This window comes from Bauldia litoralis (assembly GCF_900104485.1).
Taxonomy (GTDB): domain Bacteria; phylum Pseudomonadota; class Alphaproteobacteria; order Rhizobiales; family Kaistiaceae; genus Bauldia; species Bauldia litoralis.
This window is the reverse complement of the sequence record NZ_FMXQ01000001.1, coordinates 502,547-523,913: the sequence shown is the minus strand read 5'-3', so window position 1 is coordinate 523,913 and position 21,367 is coordinate 502,547. Positions and strand designations below refer to the sequence as shown.

The window sequence follows — 21,367 nt, the reverse complement described above, 5'->3', positions numbered from 1 at the left end:
GCAGCCGCTTTGGTTCACGACGCGTTCAGGCGTGTCGGCTGCCGGTCTTCGCCACTGCCGGTCTCCGTGAAGAAGGTGGCGACGGCATTTGCCGGCAGCGGCGGGCTGAACAGGAAACCCTGGATTTCCGAGCAGCCCTTGCGACGCATGAGATCGAGCTGATCGATCGTTTCGACCCCCGCGGCCGTCGTCTCCATCTCGAGGCTCTTCGCCAGCTCGATGAACCCGCTGACAATGACCATGCTGTCAGGCCGCGAAAGGATGTCCTTCACGAAGGAGCGGTCGATCTTCAACTTGTCGAAGCGGAAATTGCGGAGGAACTGCAGTGCCGAGTCTCCGGTTCCCAGGTCGTCGAGCGCCAGTCGAACGCCGATCTGACGGAGCTGGCGCAGCGTTTCCATTGCGGTCGGATTGTCGCGAAGCGCTGCCTCTGACACCTCCAGCTCAAGCCGGTCGGGGGCAATGCCGGACATGGCCAGCGCGTCAGCGACCTGCCGCGGGAGATCGCGGAACCGGAACTGCGCCGGCGACAGGTTGACCGCGATGCGCACGGTGTCGGCCCATTTGGCTGCTTCGCTGCAGGCCTTGTTCAGCACCCATTGGCCGATCGGAACGATCAGCCCGGTCTTCTCCGCAACCGGCAGGATGTCGTTCGGCATGACCACGCCGCGTGTCGGATGATTCCACCTGAGCAGGGCCTCGAGGCTGCAGATGCGCTGGTCGTCGAGGCTGAGCAGGGGCTGGAAGACGACCTCCAGCTGGCCCGCGGTGAGCGCCAGCCGAAGGTCCATCTCGAACGCCATCCGCAGTTGCGCGGCAGCGCCGAGCGACGGCTCGAAGACCCTGTAGGCGCCGCGGCCGTCCTCCTTCGCCTGGTAGAGCGCGAGGTCGGCGTTCTTCATCAGGGTGCTTGCGGTCTGGCCATCCGTCGGCGCCGTGGCGATGCCGATGCTCGCCCCGATCACCACCTCGTGCCCGTCGATCAGCATGGGTTCCGCCATCAACGCGACCAGCCGCGCCGCCAGCCCCGCGGCGTCCTTGTCGGTCCTGAGCGGACCGTGGAGGATGGCGAATTCGTCGCCGCCGAGACGGGCGACCACGTCGTCCTGGCGGCAGGATTGCCGCAACCGGGATGCGACCCTGACCAGGACCGCGTCGCCGATCGCGTGGCCGTAGATGTCGTTGACCGTCTTGTAGAAGTCGAGGTCGATGAACAAGAGGGCAACCATCTCGCCCCTTGCGATCCGGTTTTCGGCCATCGCCATGCATTCGTTGAACGCCATGCGATTGGGCAGGTCGGTCAGCGCGTCGTGGCGGGCGAGATGGCGGATCCGCGCCTCCGTCCGCCGTTCGTCCGTGATGTCCTGGTGAGTGGACACCCAGCCGCCATCGGCCATCGGATGGTGGAGGACCGAGATGATCTGTCCGTCCTCCATTTCAACCACATCGACCGTGTCGCTCTGTCTCGCCGCGAGCTTGATCCGGCTCTCAAGATAGGCCTCGGCGCCCTCCTTCGGGTGCAGCCCCTTGTCGATACGGTCCTGCAGGATGTCCTCCAGCCGGGTCCTTGGCCTGACAAGATCTGGAGCCGTGCCGTAGAGATCGGCGTAGGGCTTGTTGCAGACGATCAGGCGGCGGTCCTTGTCGAACATGCACAGGCCCTGCGACATGTGGTTGACGGCCGCCTCAAAGCGCATGTTCTGCTGGGCGAGTTCGCGCTCGCGCTGCTGCAGCGCCTGCACCTGGTCTTTCTGCTCCGTCACGTCCTCGTAGGTCGCGACCCAGCACAGGTCGGAGGTCTGGTGGAAACCGACCTTGACGATACGGCCGTTGGCCAGGACCTCCTCGGTGACGAAGGAGCCATCGCCGCTGACGGCGGCGAGGCGGGTCAGGTAGAGTTCATGCAGTTCGGATGCGGATCGTCCCTGGTGGTTGCCGGCCTCGGTGCTGCCCAGCAGAACCTCGAAGAGGCTGGCGCCGATCCAGTCGGCGGTCGGGTCGAGGCCGAGCAGTTCCACGAAGCGCCGGTTGCAGAGCACTAGCTTCAGGTCTTTTCCCCACAGGGAGAAACCGTAGAGCATGCTGTCCAGCGCGGCATCGAGCTGGAGATTTCGCTGGCGCAGCGCCGCTTCCCGCTGCCTGCGGTCGGTGACGTCCTCATGGGTGACGATCCAGCCGAGTACCGGATGACGGGTATGGGTGGTTTCGATCGTCCGGCCGCGGATCGACCGCTCGTCGACGCGCGGCTTGGCCGGGTCCGTGGCCTGCAGCAACCGTTCGCGGTAAGCGGGAAGGAGATCGGCGACCGATGCACCCGGGTGATTGCCCGAGGCGACGATCAGGCCGACCATGTCCTCCAGCGGCATGCCGCGGTGGACCTTGTCGGCGGGCAACCGATAGATGTCGAGATAGCGCCGGTTTGCCAAGATCAGCCGGAACTCGTCGTCCCAGACCGAGAAGCCGCACGGCAAGCTGCTCAGCGCGGCATCGAGATACTCGATAGCGTCATCCTTTTCAGGATGCGTCGACGCACGGCTGGAAAACGTCATTTGCGACTCCGGTGTGTCGCATAAGTTGCATCGACGGCTTAACGTGCGATTAAGCCGGCGGGGGCACGGCGGCCCCCGCGTCGACCATGGTTAACGGCGATTAAGGGCGGCCAGCGTCCGGAGCCGGAGTGCGTTCAGCCGGATGAAGCCCTCGGCGTCCTTCTGGTCGTAGGCGCCGCGGTCGTCCTCGAAGGTGACGAGTTCGTCCGAGTAGAGGGATTTGGCGCTCTTGCGGCCGGAGACGATGACGTTGCCCTTGTAGAGCTTGAGCCGCACCGTGCCTTCGACATGCTCCTGGCTGTTGTCGACCAGCGCCTGCAGCATGTGCCGTTCCGGGGCGAACCAGAAACCGTTGTAAACCAGTTCCGCATAACGCGGCATCAGCTCGTCCTTGAGGTGGGCCGCCTCGCGGTCGAGGGTCAGCGATTCCATCGCCCGGTGAGCGGCAAGCAGGATGGTGCCGCCGGGGGTCTCGTAGATGCCGCGCGACTTCATGCCGACGAAGCGGTTCTCGACCAGGTCGACACGGCCGATGCCGTTGTCGCGGCCGAGCGCGTTGAGACGGGTGAGGATCGTTGCCGGGCTCATCGCCTCGCCGTCGATGGCGACTGGGTCGCCGTGGCTGAACTCGATCTCGACCAGGGTTGCCTCATCGGGCGCGTCCTCGGGCGCGACGGTGCGCTGGAAGACGTAGGGCGGCGGGTCGGTCCACGGGTCTTCCAGCACCTTGCCTTCGGACGACGAGTGCAGAAGGTTGGCATCGACCGAGAAGGGGGCTTCGCCGCGCTTGTCCTTCGGCACCGGGATCTGGTGCTTCTCGGCGAAGTCGATCAGGTCGGTCCGCGACTTGAACTCCCATTCGCGCCACGGCGCGATGACCTTGATCGAGGGGTCGAGCGCATAGGCGGTCAGTTCGAAGCGAACCTGGTCGTTGCCCTTGCCGGTGGCGCCATGGGCGATCGCGTCGGCGCCGGTCGCATGGGCGATCTCGACCAGCCGCTTGGCGATCAGCGGGCGGGCGATCGAGGTGCCGAGCAGGTAGATGCCCTCATAGACGGCATTCATCCGCATCATCGGGAAAACGAAGTCGCGGACGAACTCCTCGCGCAGGTCCTCGATGTGGATATCCTTGATACCCATCAGCTCGGCTTTCTTGCGCGCCGGCTCCAGTTCCTCGCCCTGGCCGAGATCGGCGGTGAAGGTCACCACCTCGGCGCCATAGCTGGTCTGCAGCCACTTGAGAATGATCGAGGTGTCCAGTCCGCCCGAATAGGCGAGAACCACCTTCTTTACGTCAGCCATGTCGTTCGGCGCCCCGGTTTAAATTGGTCGGCGGCTTATAGGACGCGGCGGTCATGCGGGGCAAGCGGGGAGGCCCTCAGGCGTCCGGCGGCCGTCGGCCCTGGAGCCGTTCGCCGAGCCGGGTCAGCCCTGCCTCGAGCCGCTCGTTCGCCAGCCATTCCGGCGGATTGGTAACGATCAGCCGGTAGCCGATGACGACGACGGTGAGCGTCAATCCGACCGAAATCAGCACATCGGAGAGGAAATGCCCGCCAAAGGCGATGCGATTGGCTGAAAGGATGGCTGCGTAGACGCCCGTCGCGACCGCCGTCGGCACCCGCAATCGCCGCGGGACGACGAGGGCCAGCGCCATCAGCCAGAAGGCGGAGGCGGTCTCGCCGGAAACGAAGGAACAGTTGGTGTCGCAATGGTCGGTGATCCGCCAGACGGCGACATACGGGGAATCGCCGCCGAACAGGTCGACCGAGTTCGGCCGCGGCCGACCCCAGTTGTTCTTCAGCACGATATTGACCAGGAGCAGCGGCCCGGCGATCAGGGTCGACAGAAGGAACAGGGTGGTGCTCGGCCGGACGTAACTCGGATGGCCGGGATTGGCGAGCTTGAGCGCGATCTGGACGATCAGCCAGACGACGACCAGGATGACGGCCAGCGATCCGAGGTCGCGCACGACCTTCAGGATGCTGTTGCTGCGCAGGAAAAAGCCCTTCGGTTCCGCGTAGAACAGCCCGCTGAACCAGGTATCGACGCCGGGGAAGGCGAGGAAGAAGGCGGAGACGAGGAGCACGAAGACGACGCATGTCCCGAGCGGATAGGCCGTCGGCAGGCGCGCGGCCTGCCGCCAGATGTCCCCCGGCGTCGTGTTCTGGCTGTGGTCCAAGGCCGTCCGATCCCTCCATCCGCCGGTGCTGGCATGCCCCACCCGCGTTTCGCGACGGCCGGCTACTGCCCAACGGACGCCTGATCGGATAATCTGCCGGCCACCTCACGACAAGGTCTGGCCGAGATGTTTGCCGATTTTGTGCCCGCGCTGCCGGTTCTCGCGGCTTACACCCTTGCGGCGATCGTCCTCGGCATCACGCCGGGCCCGGACATGACGCTGTTCCTCTCCAAGACCGTCGCCCAGTCCCGGGCGGCGGGGCTCGCGGCCTTCGGCGGTGCGACGACCGGGCTGGTCATCCATTCGGTCCTGATCGCCGCCGGGCTTTCGGTGCTGCTGGCCGCGTCGGTGACGGCGTTCACGATCCTCAAGATCGTCGGCGCCGCCTATCTCGCCTACCTTGCCTATGACGCGATCCGCCACGGCTCGGCCCTGTCGCTCGACAAGAAAGGTCGCGTCGAAACGCTGCGGTCGGTCTATCTCAAGGGCCTGATGGTCAACCTGCTCAATCCGAAGATCATCGTCTTCTTCGTGACCTTCCTGCCGCAATTCGTCTCGCCGACGGACCCGGAGGCGGCGAAGAAACTCCTGTTCCTCGGGCTGTTCTTCGCGGTGGTCAACACGCCGATCTGCGTCGGGCTGATCGTGTTTGCCGACCGCATCGCCGGCTTCCTTAAGCGTTCGCCGAAAGCGACCCGGCTGGTCGACTGGGCCTTCGCCACGGTGCTCGGCGCCTTCGCGGTCCGGCTGGTGCTGGCGGAGTCGCGCTAGCGCTTTCTACGGCTCGTTGTCTGGCTCGTTGCCGAATAGCGGCGGGATACCGGCGCCGGCGACACGGCCGGCGACCAGCCAGTAGGCCAACCCTCCGACAAACCCGGCGCCGAGGTAGTAGAGAACGCGTTCGTCGTCGAAGGTTGGCGTCGCCATCTGGTCATTGGCGACGTACCCCGCCAGGCCGATCCCGCCGCCGACCGCCAGCCAGTAGAACACCGAGCGCCATCGGAAGGCTTCGGCAAGCGCGATCGCGACCAGCGCCGGGACAAAGGCGAACCAGGCGGCAAACAGCGCCGTGGCGTAGGCGATGCCGAAGAAGACGACCGATACAGCGACGCTTTGCGACGGGGTGCCGGGCTCCTGGATGAGAATCGCCACGGCGATCGCCCCACCGGCGGCGGCGCAGGCGAGGATGAAGGCGATCGGATCGAGAATGAGGATGCGGAGGAGGGCGCTCAAGACGGCCTTCCCGTCGCCTTCCCCGCACCCAACGTCTCACCGGTCAGGGCAACTCCTGCACCGCCCAGCGATTGCCATCCGGATCGGCGAAAAAGATGAACTTTCCCCACGGGAACTCCTGAATCTCGCCGACGTCGACACCGCGGGCATCGAGTTCGGACCTGGCGACGGTGATGTCGGAGACGACGATTTGCAACCCCTCCACCGAGCCGGGCTTCGCCTCCGTGATTCCCTTGCCGAAGGCGATCGAGCAAGCGGAACCGGGCGGGGTCAGCTGGACAAAGCGGATGTCGTCGCTGACCGCGTGGTCATGGTCGGCAACGAAGCCGATCTTCTCGGTGTAGAAGGCCTTGGCGCGGTCGACATCGGTGACCGGCAGGGCGACCAGTTCGAGTTTCCAGTCCATGGCATTCGTCTCCATCGCGGGTGGGGCATGGATGGAGTCTGGATCACGGTGGTGTCAGATCGTGTCAGGAGAATGCCGAGCGCGGTTCAGCCGGCGATCATCGCTTCGAGCGCCATGCGCTCGCGGATCTTCAGCCGCTCGCTCTCGCTCTTCAACTGGCCGCAGGCGGCGAGGATATCGCGGCCGCGCGGGGTGCGGATCGGCGAGGCATAGCCGGCGCGGTTGACCACGTCGGCAAAGCGCTCGATCTGGTCCCAGTCGGAGCATTCATAGGCGGTGCCCGGCCAGGGATTGAACGGGATCAGGTTGATCTTGGCCGGCATGCCCTTGAGCAGGCGGACGAGGTCCCGCGCCTCGGCGAGCGAGTCGTTGACCCCCTTCAGCATCACATATTCGAAAGTGATGCGGCGGGCGTTGGAGATGCCGGGATAGGTGCGGCAGGCCTCGAGCAACTGGGCCAGCGGGTATTTGCGGTTGAGCGGAACGAGTTCGTCGCGCAGATCGTCGCGCACCGCGTGCAGCGATATGGCCAGCATCACGCCGGTTTCCTCGCCGGTGCGCGGGATCATCGGCACGACGCCGGAAGTCGAGAGGGTGATCCGCCGCCGCGACAGGCCGATGCCCTCGCCGTCGGAGGCAATCAGCAGCGCCTGCTTGACGTTGTCGAAGTTATAGAGTGGCTCACCCATCCCCATCATCACGATGTTGGAGACCAGCCGGCCGGTCTCTGGCACGGCGGCGCCGTCGGTCGCGGTGAGGCCCGGATAGTCGCCGAGCCGGTCGCGGGCCATCATCACCTGGCCGACGATCTCGCCGGCGGTCAGGTTGCGGACCAGTTTCTGGGTGCCGGTGTGGCAGAAGGTGCAGGCCAGCGTGCAGCCGACCTGGCTCGACAGGCAGAGCGTGCCCCGGCCTTCCTCGGGAATGTAGACGGTCTCGACCTCGACCGGCCGGCCGGCGCCGCGCGACGGGAAGCGGAAGAGCCACTTGCGGGTTCCGTCCTCGGACACCTGTTCGCTGACGATTTCGGGCCGGCCGACCGTGTAGTGACGGTCGAGATCGGCGCGGAGCGCCTTCGACATGCTGGTCATCGCGCCGAAATCGGTGGCGCCGCGGACGTAAATCCAGTGCCAGAGCTGCGCGATGCGCATCCGGGTCTGCGCCGCCGGCACACCGATGGCGACCAGCGCCTCGGCCAGTTCCTCGCGCGACAACCCGACGAGCGCCGGCTTTTCCGCCGTGGCGATCGGTTCGGGTCGGGAGAGTGTGGTCAGGTCAGGCATGGCGATCCGCGAAGCGTTGTATCCGGCGATCATATGGGAATGGCGCGGGCAATTGCCCGCGCGCTTGCCGCCGGTCGGTCGCGGTTATAGCAGCAGAATGCCGCTCAGGGGCATTCCTTGGCCATCGCCTCGAGCGCCGCCGTGACGCCCGACAGCGAATAGGTGTCGGTGGTGATCGTGCCGCGCCGCGAGGTGCCTTCGACGATCATCCGGCTGCCCTTGCGCATCGCCGTGATCAGGTCTGCTTCCTGGGCCGGGTTCTCGATCCAGGCGCTGTCCTTGTCGGTGAACATCGTGAACGTTCCGCCGCCGACGATCTCGACCTTCACCTTGCTGTTGTCGGCGAAGGGGTAGCCGATGATCGTCGAGGCTTCGTTGCGGATATTCTTGTTCGGGATGGTGGTGACCATAAAGAAGGCCGGGTCGCGCCCGCTGATGTCCTTCGAGTATTTCTTCTCGGTCGGTTGCGAGGCGACGAAGCACATCTTTCCGCCGTTCTCGGTCGAGGTGTAGGCGCCCCATTGCCTGAAGGTGCCGATGCTCGTCGCGGCCAGCGCGGGCGCAATCGCGGTCAGTCCGACCGACAGCGCCGCGGCCGTGAAAAGGATACGTGCATTCATCGTCCTACCCAGTCTCTTCCTGTCGATAAGCAGATCGGATTCCCCCGTTGACCAACGGCAACCCCGAACCAGAACTGCGGCAAACGAAGTTACTTTTCTATGAACGCAGCGACGTCGCTACGTTGGCCGGGGTCGTCTTCGTCGCGATTGGTGCCGAGAAAAATCGACAACAATGTGGTCAAGCCGCCTGACAGCAGCTCCTGATTCGTCATGCCGAGTTTCACCCGAAAATACCGCGTTTGTCTCGATAAACGGGCAAAAAAATCACTGATACGCGCGAATTGAGACAAACGGAATGCGACTTCGGGCCGCGAGCGACCTTGCTCAGCGCCCGCCGGGCCAGCTCGGTTCCTCGTCGGCGAGGGCGTCGCTGGCGGCCTTGCGGTGCGCCGGAGTGATATGCGCCCGGACGATCGACAAGGCGGCGAGCAGCACGGTTATGTCATCCGTGAAGCCGACGCCGACCAGAAGATCAGGCACCGCGTCGATCGGTAGGACGAAATAGGCGAGGGCGGCGAGAATCGTCCCCTTGACGCGCGGCGGCGTCGCCGGGTCGAGGGCGCAATAATAGGCGGCAACAACCTCGTCAAGGAACGGAATCGCCCGCGCCGCCTTGCGGATGGTCCCCCAGAACTTGCTCCGCACGCGCTTTTCGCGGCGGTCGTCGTCCTCGGGACCCAGGATTTCGCCGTAAAGAACTTCGTTCACCGCGTCGTCTCCCTCGGTTTCACCCACGAGATGGGGCTGCGGCGGCGTTCGTGCAACGGTTCAGGCTCCGGCGAGCCGGTCGATCGTCCCGGCAAGGTCGATGTCGCGGCGGGTCACGCCGCCGGCGTCATGGCTGGTGAGGGAGATTTCGACCCGGTTGTAGCTGTTCGACCAGTCGGGATGATGGTCGATCTTCTCGGCGGCCAGCGCCACCTTGGCCATGAACCCGAAAGCCTCGACGAAATCGCCGAACTTGAAGGTCCGGGCGATGGCCTTGCCGTCGGCGCTCACCGCCCAGCCAATGAGGCCGGCAACCGCTGCGTCGCGTTCGTCAGGCGCTAGCGGCGCGGCCATCGAAGCCTCCGTCATTGGCCGGCGCCTGCCGCATCAGCGGGTAGGCCTCCTCGGCGATATAGGGGCCGCCGCCGATCGAATCGCGCGCCGAGAAGAGGACGAAGCGGGTGACCTCGAAGGGCCGGGAGACCAGGCCGCCGCGCAGGTAGAGATAGTCGGCAAGGTCGCGTCCATTGGCGCCGCGAATCCGGGCCAGCGTGATATGCGGGCTGAACTTCCGCTGCTCGGCCGGCAATCCCAGCCGCTGCATCAGCCTTTCCTGCTCGGCCTGCAATTCGAGAAGCGGCCGGGTCGGCTGGACCCGGGCAACGATCGAATGGGGCTTGCGCGTCCCCAACGAGCCGATGCCGTCGATGGTCAGCGTCAGGGGGTAGCGATCGACGCGCCCGAGCGCCTCGGCGACATCGTTGGCGATCGAATAATCGACATCGCCGATGAAGCGGAGCGTCAGGTGGTAGTTTTCCTTGTCGATCCAGCGGGCGCCCGGAATACCGCCGCGAAGGAGCGCCAGGCGCTCACTGATTTCAGCGGGGATTTCGATGCCGGTAAACAAGCGCGGCATGAGTCACCTCCATCGCGAATCACCTACAGGATCGGTCCTTGTCCGGCTGGCTGTAAAGCCCCTGATTGGGTCGGGGCGCCAATCCGCTCGATCAGTCCCTCGACAGAGGGCAGGATCCGCTCGACGATGATGTCGACGCCCTCGGCGGTCGGGTGAATGCCGTCCGGCTGGTTGAGGTCGGCCTCGGCGGCGACGCCATCAAGGAAGAACGGGTAGAGCAGGGCATCATACTGCTCGGAGAGATCGGCGTAGATCGTGTCAAAGGCCTCGCCATATTCCCGGCCGAGGTTGGGCGGCGCCACCATTCCCGCCAACAGCACTGGCAGGCCGCGCTCATCGAGATTGCGGACCAGTTCGTCGAGCGCCTGGCGGGTTATCGCCGGATCGACGCCGCGAAGCGCATCGTTGGCGCCAAGTTCGACGATCACAGCGTCGGCGTCCGGGCCGATCGACCAGTCGAGCCGGGCAAGGCCGTCGCTGGCGGTGTCGCCGGATACGCCGCCATTGATGATGACCACGTCATGGCCACGCTCCTGCAGCGCCCGTTCGAGGCGCACCGGAAAAGCAGCCTCGGCGTCAAGCCCGTAGCCGGCGGTCAGGCTGTCGCCGAGCGCGACGATCCGCATCGGTTCGGCCGCTGCCGGCGCTGCCGCGGCGATCGAAAGCGCGAGAAGGAAGGGAAAGGGCTGGATCGACACGGTAACTCCACCATATGAGGCACTTGTTCGCGAGGACTGCACAGACATATGGGGCGCGTTGCGTGATGGGAACAGTCATCCTTTGCAAGGATCTGCACATTCGGCTCGGCTCGGGTGCCAGCGAGGTGCACGTCCTCAAGGGGATCGACCTCGAGGTCGAAGCCGGCGAATCGCTGAGCCTTGTCGGGCCCTCCGGCAGCGGCAAGTCGACGCTGCTGATGGCGATGGCCGGTCTTGAGCGGCCGGATTCCGGCCAGGTCGCGATCGAGGGCACCGACATCACCCGGCTTGGCGAGGACGATCTCGCCCGGATCCGCGGCCGATCCGTCGGCATCGTCTTCCAGTCCTTCCACCTGATCCCCAACATGACCGCGCTGGAGAATGTCGCCGTTCCGCTCGAACTGGCCGGCGAGAAGGACGCCTTCGAGCGGGCGGAAGCCGAACTCGCGGATGTCGGCCTCGGCGACCGCATCACCCATTATCCGGCGGAGCTTTCCGGTGGCGAGCAGCAGCGCGTGGCGATTGCCCGCGCCCTGGTGCCACGACCGGCGCTGCTCCTCGCCGACGAGCCGACCGGCAATCTCGATGGCGCCAACGGCAAGATGATCGCCGATCTGCTCTTCGAGGCAGGCGCCCGGCGCGGCACGACCCTGGTGCTGGTGACCCACGACCCGGGACTGGCCGAACGGTCGAGCCGGGTGGTGCGTCTCCAGTCGGGACGCATCGTCGATGACGGCGCCCGCGAGCGGCCGGCGGCCGAACTCGCGATGAGTTCCTGAGCGCATGGCCTCGGCAACGACCGACGCGCTCGCGGCGCAAGGCTCCCTCGCGCGGACCCCGGCCAACCGGCCCGGCCTCCGCGTCGCGTCGCGTTTCGCGGTGCGCGAACTGCGCGGCGGCCTGCGCGGCTTCGGCGTCTTCCTCGCCTGCATCATTCTCGGCGTCGCGACGATCGCCGGGGTCGGCTCGGTCGCCCGTGGCATGACCGATGGCCTCGCCCGCGAGGGGCAGGCCATCCTTGGCGGCGACCTCTCGGTCAGGCTGATCCAGTACCAGGCGACCGAGGAAGAGCGCGCCTATTTCGAAAGTCTCGGTGCGGTCTCGGAAGTGGCGACGCTGCGGGCGATCGCCCGGGGTCTCGACGGCGAGAGTCCGGCGCTGGTCGAACTCAAGGCGATCGACAATGCGTATCCGCTGGTCGGGACGCTCGATGTCGAGGGTGGCGGCGACCTCGCATCGCTGCTGGCAGAGTCCGACGGCATGTTCGGCGCCGTCGCCGAAGCGGAATTCCTCACCCGCGCCGACGTGGCGGTGGGCGACGTGCTGAAGCTCGGCGAGGCCGAGATCGTCCTGCGCGGGGTCATCGCCAAGGAGCCGGACCGGCTGTCGGACGGCTTCTCCTTCGGGCCGCGGCTGATGGTCAGCCAGGATGTCCTCGGGGCGACCGAACTGGTCCAGCCGGGATCGCTCGCCAACTGGAACTACCGCATCCTGCTCTCCGGACGACCCGGTGACGGCGCCGTCACCGAGGCCGCCGAGTCGATCCCGGAGGCTTTCCCCGATGCCGCATGGCGGGTGCGGACCCGCGCCGAGGCGGCACCATCGCTCAACACCAATATCCGCCGTTTCGCCGAGTTCCTGACCCTGATCGGTCTCACGGCGCTGGTCGTCGGCGGGGTCGGTGTCGCCAACGCGGTGTCGAGCTATCTCGAGGGCAAGCGCGACGTCATCGCCACGCTGAAATGCCTTGGCGCCCCGGCCGAGTTGCCGGTCGTCGTCTACCTGATCGAGATCATGATCATCGCCGGTGTCGGTATTGCGGTCGGCTTGGGGCTCGGGGCCGCGATTCCCTTTATTGCCGGCCCCCTCCTGTCCGGCTTCGTCCCTGTCGATATCGCGGGCCTCTATCCAATCGACCTGCTGATGGCAGCGGTTTATGGCTTCCTCACCGCGTTTGCCTTTGCCCTCTACCCGCTCGGCCGGACCCGGCAGGTCAGTCCCAGCGCGCTGTTCCGTGACTCGGTCGCGCCGATCCAGAAGCGGCCGCCGACCGTCTATCTCGTCGCGGTCGCCGTCGCTCTGCTGGTGCTCGCTGGTCTGGCGATCGGCCTCGCCTTTGACCGACGCATCGCCGCGGTCTTCGTCGGCGGCGCGGCGGCGGCTTTTGTCATGCTGCGCTTCGTCGCCCTCGGGGTCACCGCCCTGGCCCGGCGCGCACCGCGGGTCCGCTCGACCTCGGTTCGCCTCGCCATTGGAAACATCCACCGGCCCGGCGCGCTGACACCGGCCATTGTCATGTCGCTGGGGCTCGGGCTGACGCTGCTTGTGTCGCTGGTGCTGATTGACGGCAATTTCCGCCGCGAACTTTTCGGCACCATCCCGAAGACCGCGCCGAGCTTCTTCTTCCTCGACATCCAGGGCCCGGAGGCCGATGCCCTGCGCACATTCGTCGCGGAGAACGAACCGGACGCGGAACTCGAAATGCAGCCGATGCTGCGCGGGCGGATCACCCAACTGGCCGGCATCCCGGCCGAAGAGGCTGAGATCGATCCGGAAGCGCGCTGGGTGCTGCGCGGCGACCGCGGCATCACCTACTCGGCGACCCAGCCGGACAATAACGACCTGACCGCCGGCGAATGGTGGCCGGCCGACTATGACGGGCCGCCACTGGTGTCCTTCGGCGCCGAAATCGCCGAAGAGCTGCGAATCGGGATCGGCGACAGCATCACCGTCAATGTCCTCGGTCGCGAGATCACCGCCGAAATCACCAGTCTCAGGACGATCAACTGGCAGTCGCTGTCGATGAATTCGGTGATGATCTTCTCGCCGAATGCCCTTCGCGGCGCCCCCTTCACCAGTCTCGCCACCCTTGCCTATCCGGACGGCGGCACCGACGAGCAGGAGCTTGCCTTCCTCAAGGGAGTGGTCGACGCGCTGCCGGCGATCACGGTGATCCGGGTCAAGGAAGCGCTGGAAACCGCCACCGATATCGTCAGCCAGATCGGCTGGGCCGTCCGCGGCGCTTCGGCGGTGACGCTGCTTGCCTCGATGCTCGTCCTCGGCGGCGCTTTCGCGGCCGGCAGCCGGCGCCGGGTCCATGATGCGGTGGTGCTCAAGACGCTGGGGGCGACCCGCGGCAAGCTGATCGGGGCCTTTGCCCTCGAATTCCTGCTGCTCGGCGCCGCGACCGCGATTTTCGGCCTTGTCGCCGGCTCGATCGCCGCCTGGTTCGTTCTCGGCGCGATCATGGACGTGCCCTTCGCCTTCCTGCCCGTGCCGGCGCTCGGGGCGGCGGCGCTGGCGCTGGTGCTGACCCTCGTCTTCGGTCTGGCCGGGACGTGGCGGGTGCTTGGCCAGAAAGCCGCGCCCGTCTTGCGGAATTTGTAAGGAAAAGCGTTTACCCGGTTCAGTCGGAGGCTGTCGAAGGGCCCTTGTTTGCCTTTCGCTCTGGCCCCATATTGATTGCCAAGTCTGTAAGGTTCGGGCGTGGCCCGGCCAAGGCTGAGAGAGGAACCGAATTCCATGGCTAATTACGACAACGGGTCGGCACGCTACGGCACGACGACAGTCGACCGAACCGCTGCCGGTATCGACGAGGGCCTTCGGGCCCACATGCTGCGCGTCTACAACTACATGGTCATGGGCCTGGCCCTGACCGGCGTGTTCGCGCTCGGAACGTTTTCACTTGCGGTGACCAATACGCCGACCGCCTATCAGGTCGGCCAGGGCATGTACCTGACGTCGCTCGGTACGGCGATCTTCACCTCGCCGCTGCAGTGGGTGATCATGCTGGCGCCGCTCGGTCTGGTGTTTTTCCTGAGCTTCCGCATCCAGAAGATGAGCGTAGCCGCCGCCCAGATGACCTTCTGGGTCTTCGCGGCGCTGCTCGGCATCTCGCTGTCGTCGATCTTCGTGGTCTACACGGCGACGAGCATCACGCAGGTCTTCTTCATCGCCGCCGGCACCTTTGGCGCGATGAGCTTGTGGGGCTACACCACCAAGCGTGACCTGACCGGGATGGGCTCCTTCCTGATGATGGGCCTGATCGGCCTGATCATCGCGATGGTGGTCAACATCTTCCTGCAGTCCAGCGCGCTCGGCTTCGCCGTCTCGGCGATCGGCGTCCTGATCTTCGTCGGCCTCACCGCCTACGACACGCAGAAGATCAAGGAGATGTACTACGTCAACGACGACGGCACCGTTGCCGGCCGGAAGGCGATCATGGGGGCGCTGCGCCTCTATCTCGACTTCATCAACATCTTCCTGTTCATGCTGCAGCTCTTCGGCAACCGTAACTAGGCCGACAGCGCTTCAGTCCAGGATCAAGGGCGCGGCCTCGGCCGCGCCCTTTTTCGTTTGTCGATCGTTCGGGGGGCTGGTGCGCCAGCGGGCCGGCGCCTTGTCGTCAGGCGACGACCCGCAGCGCCGGCTTGTCGATCACCCGCAGCACATTGGCGAGGTCGTGGCCGCGCTTGAGGATCTGGCCGCTGGCGGCGACCAGCGAATAGGCGCCCTGGCGGCGGGCAAGCTTGGGCTGCTTGACGATCTGGTAGAGCGGCACCTCGGAGGTACGGCGGAAGATCGAGAAGACCGCCCGTTCCCTGAGATGGTCGATGGCGTAGTCCCGCCAGCCGCCGTCGGCGACCTTGCGGCCATAGACCCTGAGGATCTGGTTGAGTTCCCTGCGATCGAAGCTGACCGGCAGGCTGTTCGGGGCGGTGCGTTGCGAAGTCCGGGCGGCGAGAGCGAAAACACTGGCGCCGCCGCTGGAGGACTCGTCGTCGTCCACCTCTCTCATGTTCCCTCCTCCGTCATCCAGCCGTCATGATCGCTCTACCGGCGCATGATGGCAACCCTTCAACGGGCGGCAATTTCCCCGCTTTCCGGCGGATTTCCGCGCGATTCCGCGATTCCGCAGAATTCACGATTTCGCCCATATTCGGCCGTTGACCGGCCATTTTGGGCGGCGATGCTGTCAATGTTACCTCAGACGGTTCGGTTCGGCGGAGGCACCGGTAATTCTCAGCCCCCCAGCCCCCCGGGGTCTCTTGCAGGACCGAACCACCTGGTGTTTGTGTCCCTGAGGTAAAAAATGGCCGGCGCTCGCGTCGGCCATTTTCTTTTTCATCGCCTTGAAACGTGCCGCTCAACCGGCGATATCACCGGCCGACGTTTGTCTTTCGGTATCGGGATTTTCGAAGATGGTTGAGCAAAAGGATCAGGGCGGCGAAACCCTTCGCTTCGAGGCGGAGGTCGCCAAGCTTCTCTCGCTGATGGTGCATTCGGTCTATTCGAACCGCGATGTCTTCCTGCGCGAGTTGATCTCTAACGCCGCCGACGCCTGCGAGAAGCTGCGGATGAAGTCGCTGCAGCAGCCGGACCTGCTCGGCGACGACCCCGACTTCAAGATCGTCCTTTCAGCCGACAAGGATGGTGGCACGCTGTCGATCGCCGACAACGGCATCGGCATGGATCGCACCGAGCTCGTCGAGAATCTCGGCACCATCGCCCGTTCCGGCACCAAGGCCTTCCTCGACGGCATGACCGGCGGCGACGGTTCGGCGCTGATCGGCCAGTTCGGCGTCGGCTTCTACTCCGCCTTCATGGTCGCTTCCTCGGTCGAGGTCGTGTCGCGGCCGGCCGGTTCGGACGAAGCCTGGCGCTGGTGGTCGGATGGCGCCGGCACGTTCCAGCTCGAACCGGTTCCGCTCGAGGAAGCCCCGGCGCGGGGAACGCGGGTTCTCCTGACCCTGACCGACGAGGCCAAGACCTACGCCGAGCAGGCGACCATCGAACGGGTGGTGGCGGAATACTCGGCCCATGTCCCGGTGCCGATCGTCCTGCGCATCGGCGGCGACGGCGTTGGCGAGAAATCGCTGGCCGATGGCAGCGCCCTGTGGCGCAAGGCGAAGTCGGCGGTCGAGACGAGCGAATACAACGAGTTCTACGGCCATGTCAGCGGCCAGTATGACGAGCCGGCCGTCACCATCCACTACAAGGCCGAGGGCCGGCACGAATATTCGGTCCTGCTCTTCGTCCCGTCGATGAAGCCCTTCGACCTCTTCGATCCTGAGCGCCGGGGCCGGGTCAAGCTCTATGTCCGCCGGGTTTACATCACCGACGAGGCCGATATCCTCCCCGGCTGGCTGCGCTTCGTCCGCGGCGTCATCGATTCCGAGGACCTGCCGCTCAACCTGTCCCGCGAGATGCTGCAGAAGAACCCGATCCTCGACGCGATCGGCAAGGGCGTCACGAATCGCATCCTCTCCGACCTCGACAAGCTGGCGGAGAAGGAAGCGGAGACCTTCGAGAAGGTCTGGGAGGCCTTCGGCGCGGTCATCAAGGAAGGCCTCTACGAGGACGCCGAGCGCCGCGACGGCATCTACAAGATCGCCCGCTTCCGCAGTACAAAGGGTGACGGCTGGCGTAGCCTGGCCGACTATGTCGCCGACCTCCGTCCAAACCAGACCGCGATCTACTACGCGCTCGGTGACGATCTCGACGCGATCAAGGCCAGCCCGCAGCTCGAGGGCTTCGCCCGGCGCGGCATCGAGGTTCTGCTGCTTGCCGATCCCGTCGATGCCTTCTGGGTGCGGACTGCGCTCGGCTTCGACGGCAAGCCTTTCCAGTCGGTGACGCAAGGCTCGGCCGAGCTCGACACGATCCCGGTCGCCGAGGGCGAAGCCGAGACCGACGCAGCGAGCGAAAGCGCCATCGGCACGCTGGCGGCGCTCTTCCAGCAGGCGCTCGGCGAGCGCGTCAGCGCCGTCCGCGCCTCGTCACGGCTGACCACCAGCCCGGTCTGCCTCGTCGCCGGCGCCGGCGGCCCGGACCGGCAACTGGAGAAGATCCTGTCGGCGCAGAACCAGACGATGCCGCGCGGCGCGCCGGTTCTCGAACTGAACCCGGGACACGCGTTGATCAAGGGACTGGCGGAGAAAGCCGCTGCCGGCGGTCACGCCGAGGTGCTGGAGGACGCAGCCGTCCTCCTCTACGGCGAGGCCCGCATCCTCGACGGGGAGGCTCCCGAGAACGCCGCCGACCACGTGGCGCGGGTCGGCCGGCTGCTGACGGCGGCATTGGGCTAGGGCAGGCTGGGGGTACGGTCCTCGGACATCCGGTCCGGGGCTTTTCGCCGGTCGGGTCGGGCTACATCGCCGGATAGTCGATGGCGGCGGCGCCCAGGATCGGGCCGGGCAAGCCGTCGGGAAGCTCGGTCTGGAGGATGACGGCGCAGCGCGATACGTCGGCGTGGACCAGTTCGCTCTTCGGCAGCTCGACGGTCATTTCCTCGCCCTTCCACATCGCGATCGGGCGGAGCTTGCGGACGACGTTGGTGTAGGTGATCGACTTGCCGGTATTCTCGCCGCGACCGATCGGCACCGTGACCGGATCGTCATACATCGCCAGCCAGATCATCCCCTTGTCGGGGGTACTGTTGTTTGCCGCGCCAATGGTCACCGTGGTCGCGTCGGACCCGGCTGTCATTGTGATCGGCACGCTGAGCGCGCCGTCCATCGTCGCGATGGCGTTGTCGATCTTGGCCTTGCTGCTGCCGACCATGTGCTCGACGCCGTTGACGATCACCTGGGGCGTATAGACCTGCCGATCGCCACGCGCGGTGGCATAGGCGCGCTGGCGTTCGGTATTCTCGTGGCTGGCAAGCGTGTCCTTCCAGCCGAGATAGTCCCAGTAGTCGACCGGGAAGGACAGCGCGAGAACGTCGTCCCGCGCCGCGTATTCGGCCAGCAATTCGTCGGCCGGCGGGCAGGACGAGCAACCCTGGCTGGTAAACAGCTCGACCACCGCCCGGGTGTCGGCAAAAGCCGGCATCGCACCCGCCGAGAGGCTGGCGCTCAGGATAACGGTCGCAATGGCGCGTGCTGTTGCGGTCATTGTCGGGTTCCGATCGGACAGCCGGGACGGCCGGTCACTCTCTTCATCAGGCGAAGTTATGGACCGGCTGTCTCAATTGCGAGTCACGTTCGGGTGAGATTTTCGTCAAACCCTCACGATCAGGCGGCCAGGCGGCGCAGGACATACTGGAGGATGCCGCCGTTGTTGAAGTATTCGAGCTCGTCGAGCGTGTCGATCCGGCAAAGCAGGGGCGCGACCTTGACCGTACCGTCGGCGAAGGTGATTTCCGCCTCGAGCGTCTGGCGCGGCTTGAGCCCCTCCGAGATCCCGGAGATCGTCACCGTCTCGCTGCCGTCGAGGCCGAGCGACTTCCACGACTGTCCGTCCTGGAAGACCAGCGGCAGGACGCCCATGCCGATCAGGTTCGAGCGATGGATACGCTCGAAGCTTTCGGCAATGACCGCCCGAACGCCGAGGAGCCGCGTGCCCTTCGCCGCCCAGTCGCGGGACGAACCGGTGCCGTATTCCTTGCCGGCGAAGACGACCAGCGGCACGTTGTCGGCCAGGTAGCGCATCGCCGCGTCGTAGATCGGCATGATCTCGCCGTCCGGCTGGTGGACGGTGACGCCGCCTTCGACCCCCGGCACCATCTGGTTCTTGATGCGGATATTGGCGAAGGTGCCGCGCATCATCACCTCGTGGTTGCCGCGGCGGGTGCCGTACTGGTTGAAGTCGGCCGGGCGCACCTGGTGCTCGATCAGGTATTCGCCGGCCGGGCTGTTGGTCTTGATCGCGCCGGCAGGCGAGATGTGGTCGGTGGTGATCGAGTCGGCGAACAGTCCGAGGACACGGGCCCCGGCAATGTCGGCGACCGGCTCCGGCTCCTTGCCCATGCCCTCGAAATAGGGCGGGTTCTGCACATAGGTCGAGCCCATGGTCCAGGCATAGGTCTGGCCGCCCTCGACCTCGATGGTCTGCCAGTGTTCGTCGCCGGTAAAGACGTCCGCGTATTTGGTGCGGAACAGGTCGCTGGTGATGTTTGCCCGGACGAATTCGGCGATCTCCGTGGTCGAGGGCCAGACGTCCTTGAGATAGACCGGCTGCCCGTCGCTGCCCGTGCCGAGCGGCTCGGTCGCCAGGTCGACCTTCATCGAGCCGGCCAGCGCATAGGCGACGACCAGGGGCGGCGAGGCGAGGTAGTTGGCCCGGACGTCCGGGTTGATGCGGCCCTCGAAGTTGCGGTTGCCCGAAAGCACCGACGCGGCGACGAGGTCGCCCTCGGCGATCGCCTCCGAAACCGGCGCCGGCAGCGGCCCCGAGTTGCCGATGCAGGTGGTGCAGCCGAAGCCGATCAGGTTGAAGCCGAGCTTGTCGAGTTCCGGCTGCAGGCCGGAGCGGTTGAGGTATTCGCCGACCACCTGGCTTCCCGGCGCCAGCGAGGTCTTGACCCACGGCTTGACCTTCAGGCCCTTGGCCGCCGCGTTGCGGGCGAGCAGCCCGGCGCCGATCATCACATAGGGGTTCGAGGTGTTGGTGCAGGAAGTAATCGCGGCGATGACCACGTCGCCATGGCCGACGTCATAGTCCTCGCCCTTGACCGGCACCCGGAGGTCGTTGCCGTTGCCCTTCTTGAACTCGGTTTCCAGAGCCGAGGCGAACTTCTGCTTGGCCTCGGACAGGAGGACCCGATCCTGCGGCCGCTTCGGGCCGGCGATCGACGGCAGGACGGTGTCGAGATCGAGCGACAGAGTATCGGAGAAGACCGGCTCGGCCGCACCGGCGTCGCGGAACATGCCCTGGGCCTTGGCGTAGGCCTCGACCAGCGCAATGCGCTCGGGGTCGCGCCCGGTATGCGTCAGGTAGCGCAGCGTTTCGTCGTCGATCGGGAAGATCGCGCAGGTCGCGCCGTATTCCGGCGCCATGTTGCCGATCGTCGCCCGGTCCTCCAGCACCATGTGGTCGAGGCCCGGTCCGTAGAATTCGACGAACTTGCCGACGACGCCCTTCTTGCGCAGCATCTCGGTGACGGTCAGCACGAGGTCGGTCGCGGTGATCCCCTCGCGCAGCTTGCCGGTCAGTCGGAAGCCGACCACCTGCGGGATCAGCATGGAGATCGGCTGGCCGAGCATCACCGCTTCGGCCTCGATGCCGCCGACGCCCCAGCCGAGGACCGATACGCCGTTGACCATGGTGGTGTGGCTGTCGGTGCCGACCAGCGTGTCGGGATAGGCCACCGGCCGCTCGCCATCCTCGTTCACCCACACCGTTTGCGACAGGTATTCGAGATTGACCTGGTGGCAGATGCCGGTGCCCGGAGGCACGACCCGGAAGTTGTGGAACGCCGACTGGCCCCAACGCAGGAAGCGATAGCGCTCACCGTTGCGCTGGTATTCGAGGTCGACATTGTGGGCGAAGGCTTTCGGATTGCCGAAATCGTCGACGATGACCGAGTGATCGATGACGAGGTCGACCGGGACCAGCGGGTTGATCCGCTCCGGGTCGCCGCCAAGCGAGGCCATCGCATCGCGCATGGCTGCAAGGTCGACCACCGCCGGCACGCCAGTGAAGTCCTGCATCAGCACGCGCGCCGGCCGGAAGGCGATCTCGCGGTCGCTCGACCGGTCGGTCAGCCAGGCGGCCATCGCCTGGATGTCGCCGTCGGTGACCGTCCGCCCGTCCTCGTTGCGCAGAAGGTTTTCGAGGAGCACCTTGAGCGAGAAGGGCAGGCTCGCAATCTCCGGCAATCCGTTCTTCTCGGCCTGCGGCAGGCTGAAATAATCATATTCGCGGGCGCCGACGGTCAGGGTGGCGCGGCTCTTGAACGTGTCGAGGGACGGGTTGCTCACGGTGGCTAGGCTCCTAGATTGCGCGCCGGGTTCCATCGACCGGGAGGGGTCGCTCGGACCAGGCTTTGACGG

At 65.9% G+C, this 21,367-nt stretch carries 20 protein-coding genes; 6 read left to right on the top strand and 14 right to left on the bottom strand.

Annotated features, from left to right (window positions below; genetic code table 11):
• Positions 1 to 14 precede the first annotated feature (14 nt).
• From BLT60_RS02475 to BLT60_RS02465, 3 genes are all read right to left on the bottom strand, one after another.
• Entirely contained in the window at positions 15 to 2,549 is a 2,535-nt protein-coding gene (locus BLT60_RS02475) for a PAS-domain containing protein (protein WP_090874608.1), read from the bottom strand.
• Between the two features lie 90 nt (positions 2,550 to 2,639).
• Positions 2,640 to 3,851, bottom strand: a complete 1,212-nt coding sequence (locus BLT60_RS02470) for an argininosuccinate synthase (RefSeq protein ID WP_090874607.1) — start codon at positions 3,849 to 3,851, stop codon at positions 2,640 to 2,642.
• 76 nt (positions 3,852 to 3,927) lie between these two features.
• The gene (locus BLT60_RS02465) at positions 3,928 to 4,728 is read right to left on the bottom strand and encodes a phosphatase PAP2 family protein (RefSeq protein ID WP_139167739.1); all 801 of its coding nucleotides are present in this window, start codon (positions 4,726 to 4,728) and stop codon (positions 3,928 to 3,930) included.
• A 126-nt stretch (positions 4,729 to 4,854) separates the two neighbouring features.
• Here BLT60_RS02465 and BLT60_RS02460 point away from each other — a divergent pair, with 126 nt between their 5' ends.
• Entirely contained in the window at positions 4,855 to 5,499 is a 645-nt protein-coding gene (locus tag BLT60_RS02460; protein ID WP_090874605.1) for a LysE family translocator, read from the top strand.
• Between the two features lie 6 nt (positions 5,500 to 5,505).
• On the opposite strand, the gene BLT60_RS02455 is transcribed toward BLT60_RS02460, so the two are convergent.
• The 4 genes from BLT60_RS02455 to BLT60_RS02440 all read right to left on the bottom strand — a co-directional run bounded on the left by BLT60_RS02455 (position 5,506) and on the right by BLT60_RS02440 (position 8,270).
• Positions 5,506 to 5,961 carry a hypothetical protein gene (locus BLT60_RS02455; RefSeq protein WP_090874604.1) on the bottom strand — a complete coding sequence of 152 codons (456 nt, stop codon included), beginning with the start codon at positions 5,959 to 5,961 and terminating at the stop codon, positions 5,506 to 5,508.
• 43 nt (positions 5,962 to 6,004) lie between these two features.
• Positions 6,005 to 6,367, bottom strand: a complete 363-nt coding sequence (locus tag BLT60_RS02450) for a glyoxalase superfamily protein (protein WP_090874934.1) — start codon at positions 6,365 to 6,367, stop codon at positions 6,005 to 6,007.
• Between the two features lie 86 nt (positions 6,368 to 6,453).
• A complete protein-coding gene (gene rlmN / locus BLT60_RS02445; protein ID WP_090874933.1) occupies positions 6,454 to 7,650 on the bottom strand; it encodes a dual-specificity RNA methyltransferase RlmN in 1,197 nt (398 codons plus the stop codon).
• Positions 7,651 to 7,754: 104 nt separating this feature from the next.
• The gene (locus tag BLT60_RS02440; RefSeq protein ID WP_244521111.1) at positions 7,755 to 8,270 is read right to left on the bottom strand and encodes an invasion associated locus B family protein; all 516 of its coding nucleotides are present in this window, start codon (positions 8,268 to 8,270) and stop codon (positions 7,755 to 7,757) included.
• Positions 8,271 to 8,317: 47 nt separating this feature from the next.
• Here BLT60_RS02440 and BLT60_RS24265 point away from each other — a divergent pair, with 47 nt between their 5' ends.
• The gene (locus tag BLT60_RS24265; RefSeq protein ID WP_175478257.1) at positions 8,318 to 8,461 is read left to right on the top strand and encodes a hypothetical protein; all 144 of its coding nucleotides are present in this window, start codon (positions 8,318 to 8,320) and stop codon (positions 8,459 to 8,461) included.
• 133 nt (positions 8,462 to 8,594) lie between these two features.
• Here the strand turns inward: BLT60_RS24265 and BLT60_RS02435 are convergent, their stop codons facing one another.
• From BLT60_RS02435 to BLT60_RS02420, 4 genes are read right to left on the bottom strand one after another with little or no spacing between them, the layout of a single operon-like run.
• Positions 8,595 to 8,978, bottom strand: coding sequence for a YkvA family protein (locus tag BLT60_RS02435; RefSeq protein ID WP_090874931.1), 384 nt, complete (start codon positions 8,976 to 8,978; stop codon positions 8,595 to 8,597).
• A gap of 60 nt (positions 8,979 to 9,038) precedes the next feature.
• Positions 9,039 to 9,332, bottom strand: coding sequence for a 4a-hydroxytetrahydrobiopterin dehydratase (locus tag BLT60_RS02430; RefSeq protein ID WP_090874603.1), 294 nt, complete (start codon positions 9,330 to 9,332; stop codon positions 9,039 to 9,041).
• Positions 9,310 to 9,894, bottom strand: a complete 585-nt coding sequence (gene thpR / locus BLT60_RS02425; protein ID WP_090874602.1) for an RNA 2',3'-cyclic phosphodiesterase — start codon at positions 9,892 to 9,894, stop codon at positions 9,310 to 9,312. The genes BLT60_RS02430 and thpR overlap by 23 nt, the downstream gene beginning before the upstream one ends.
• Before the next feature lie 23 nt (positions 9,895 to 9,917).
• Positions 9,918 to 10,520, bottom strand: coding sequence for an arylesterase (locus BLT60_RS02420; RefSeq protein ID WP_244521132.1), 603 nt, complete (start codon positions 10,518 to 10,520; stop codon positions 9,918 to 9,920).
• Positions 10,521 to 10,657: 137 nt separating this feature from the next.
• Here BLT60_RS02420 and BLT60_RS02415 point away from each other — a divergent pair, with 137 nt between their 5' ends.
• The 3 genes from BLT60_RS02415 to BLT60_RS02405 all read left to right on the top strand — a co-directional run bounded on the left by BLT60_RS02415 (position 10,658) and on the right by BLT60_RS02405 (position 14,891).
• Entirely contained in the window at positions 10,658 to 11,371 is a 714-nt protein-coding gene (locus BLT60_RS02415; RefSeq protein ID WP_090874600.1) for an ABC transporter ATP-binding protein, read from the top strand.
• A 4-nt stretch (positions 11,372 to 11,375) separates the two neighbouring features.
• Positions 11,376 to 13,979: an ABC transporter permease gene (locus BLT60_RS02410; protein ID WP_090874599.1), complete on the top strand. Its 2,604-nt coding sequence runs from the start codon at positions 11,376 to 11,378 to the stop codon at positions 13,977 to 13,979.
• A gap of 135 nt (positions 13,980 to 14,114) precedes the next feature.
• A complete protein-coding gene (locus tag BLT60_RS02405; protein WP_090874598.1) occupies positions 14,115 to 14,891 on the top strand; it encodes a Bax inhibitor-1/YccA family protein in 777 nt (258 codons plus the stop codon).
• Between the two features lie 106 nt (positions 14,892 to 14,997).
• Here the strand turns inward: BLT60_RS02405 and BLT60_RS02400 are convergent, their stop codons facing one another.
• Entirely contained in the window at positions 14,998 to 15,390 is a 393-nt protein-coding gene (locus BLT60_RS02400) for a DUF2794 domain-containing protein (RefSeq protein ID WP_090874597.1), read from the bottom strand.
• 403 nt (positions 15,391 to 15,793) lie between these two features.
• On the opposite strand from BLT60_RS02400, the gene htpG reads away from it, so the two are divergent.
• Complete coding sequence (gene htpG / locus BLT60_RS02395) at positions 15,794 to 17,680, top strand: molecular chaperone HtpG (RefSeq protein ID WP_090874596.1); 1,887 nt, start codon at positions 15,794 to 15,796, stop codon at positions 17,678 to 17,680.
• Between the two features lie 61 nt (positions 17,681 to 17,741).
• Here the strand turns inward: htpG and BLT60_RS02390 are convergent, their stop codons facing one another.
• Both BLT60_RS02390 and acnA read right to left on the bottom strand, forming a co-directional pair.
• A complete protein-coding gene (locus BLT60_RS02390) occupies positions 17,742 to 18,488 on the bottom strand; it encodes a DUF1223 domain-containing protein (protein WP_090874595.1) in 747 nt (248 codons plus the stop codon).
• 119 nt (positions 18,489 to 18,607) lie between these two features.
• On the bottom strand, positions 18,608 to 21,331 hold the full coding sequence (gene acnA, locus BLT60_RS02385) for an aconitate hydratase AcnA (RefSeq protein WP_090874594.1): 2,724 nt from the start codon (positions 21,329 to 21,331) through the stop codon (positions 18,608 to 18,610).
• Positions 21,332 to 21,367: the final 36 nt, after the last annotated feature.

Bases quoted from the DNA above. Each gene is read 5' to 3' on its own strand.
- htpG (WP_090874596.1), top strand. From the start codon at position 15,794: ATGGTTGAGCAAAAGGATCAGGGCGGCGAAACCCTTCGCTTCGAGGCG.
- BLT60_RS02440 (WP_244521111.1), bottom strand. From the start codon at position 8,270: ATGAATGCACGTATCCTTTTCACGGCCGCGGCGCTGTCGGTCGGACTG.
- BLT60_RS02420 (WP_244521132.1), bottom strand. From the start codon at position 10,520: ATGCGGATCGTCGCGCTCGGCGACAGCCTGACCGCCGGCTACGGGCTT.
- BLT60_RS02400 (WP_090874597.1), bottom strand. From the start codon at position 15,390: ATGAGAGAGGTGGACGACGACGAGTCCTCCAGCGGCGGCGCCAGTGTT.
- BLT60_RS02415 (WP_090874600.1), top strand. From the start codon at position 10,658: ATGGGAACAGTCATCCTTTGCAAGGATCTGCACATTCGGCTCGGCTCG.
- acnA (WP_090874594.1), bottom strand. From the start codon at position 21,331: ATGGAACCCGGCGCGCAATCTAGGAGCCTAGCCACCGTGAGCAACCCG.
- BLT60_RS02390 (WP_090874595.1), bottom strand. From the start codon at position 18,488: ATGACCGCAACAGCACGCGCCATTGCGACCGTTATCCTGAGCGCCAGC.
- BLT60_RS02410 (WP_090874599.1), top strand. From the start codon at position 11,376: ATGGCCTCGGCAACGACCGACGCGCTCGCGGCGCAAGGCTCCCTCGCG.
- BLT60_RS02430 (WP_090874603.1), bottom strand. From the start codon at position 9,332: ATGGCCGCGCCGCTAGCGCCTGACGAACGCGACGCAGCGGTTGCCGGC.
- BLT60_RS02460 (WP_090874605.1), top strand. From the start codon at position 4,855: ATGTTTGCCGATTTTGTGCCCGCGCTGCCGGTTCTCGCGGCTTACACC.
- BLT60_RS02470 (WP_090874607.1), bottom strand. From the start codon at position 3,851: ATGGCTGACGTAAAGAAGGTGGTTCTCGCCTATTCGGGCGGACTGGAC.
- BLT60_RS02450 (WP_090874934.1), bottom strand. From the start codon at position 6,367: ATGGACTGGAAACTCGAACTGGTCGCCCTGCCGGTCACCGATGTCGAC.
- BLT60_RS02475 (WP_090874608.1), bottom strand. From the start codon at position 2,549: ATGACGTTTTCCAGCCGTGCGTCGACGCATCCTGAAAAGGATGACGCT.
- BLT60_RS02405 (WP_090874598.1), top strand. From the start codon at position 14,115: ATGGCTAATTACGACAACGGGTCGGCACGCTACGGCACGACGACAGTC.
- thpR (WP_090874602.1), bottom strand. From the start codon at position 9,894: ATGCCGCGCTTGTTTACCGGCATCGAAATCCCCGCTGAAATCAGTGAG.
- rlmN (WP_090874933.1), bottom strand. From the start codon at position 7,650: ATGCCTGACCTGACCACACTCTCCCGACCCGAACCGATCGCCACGGCG.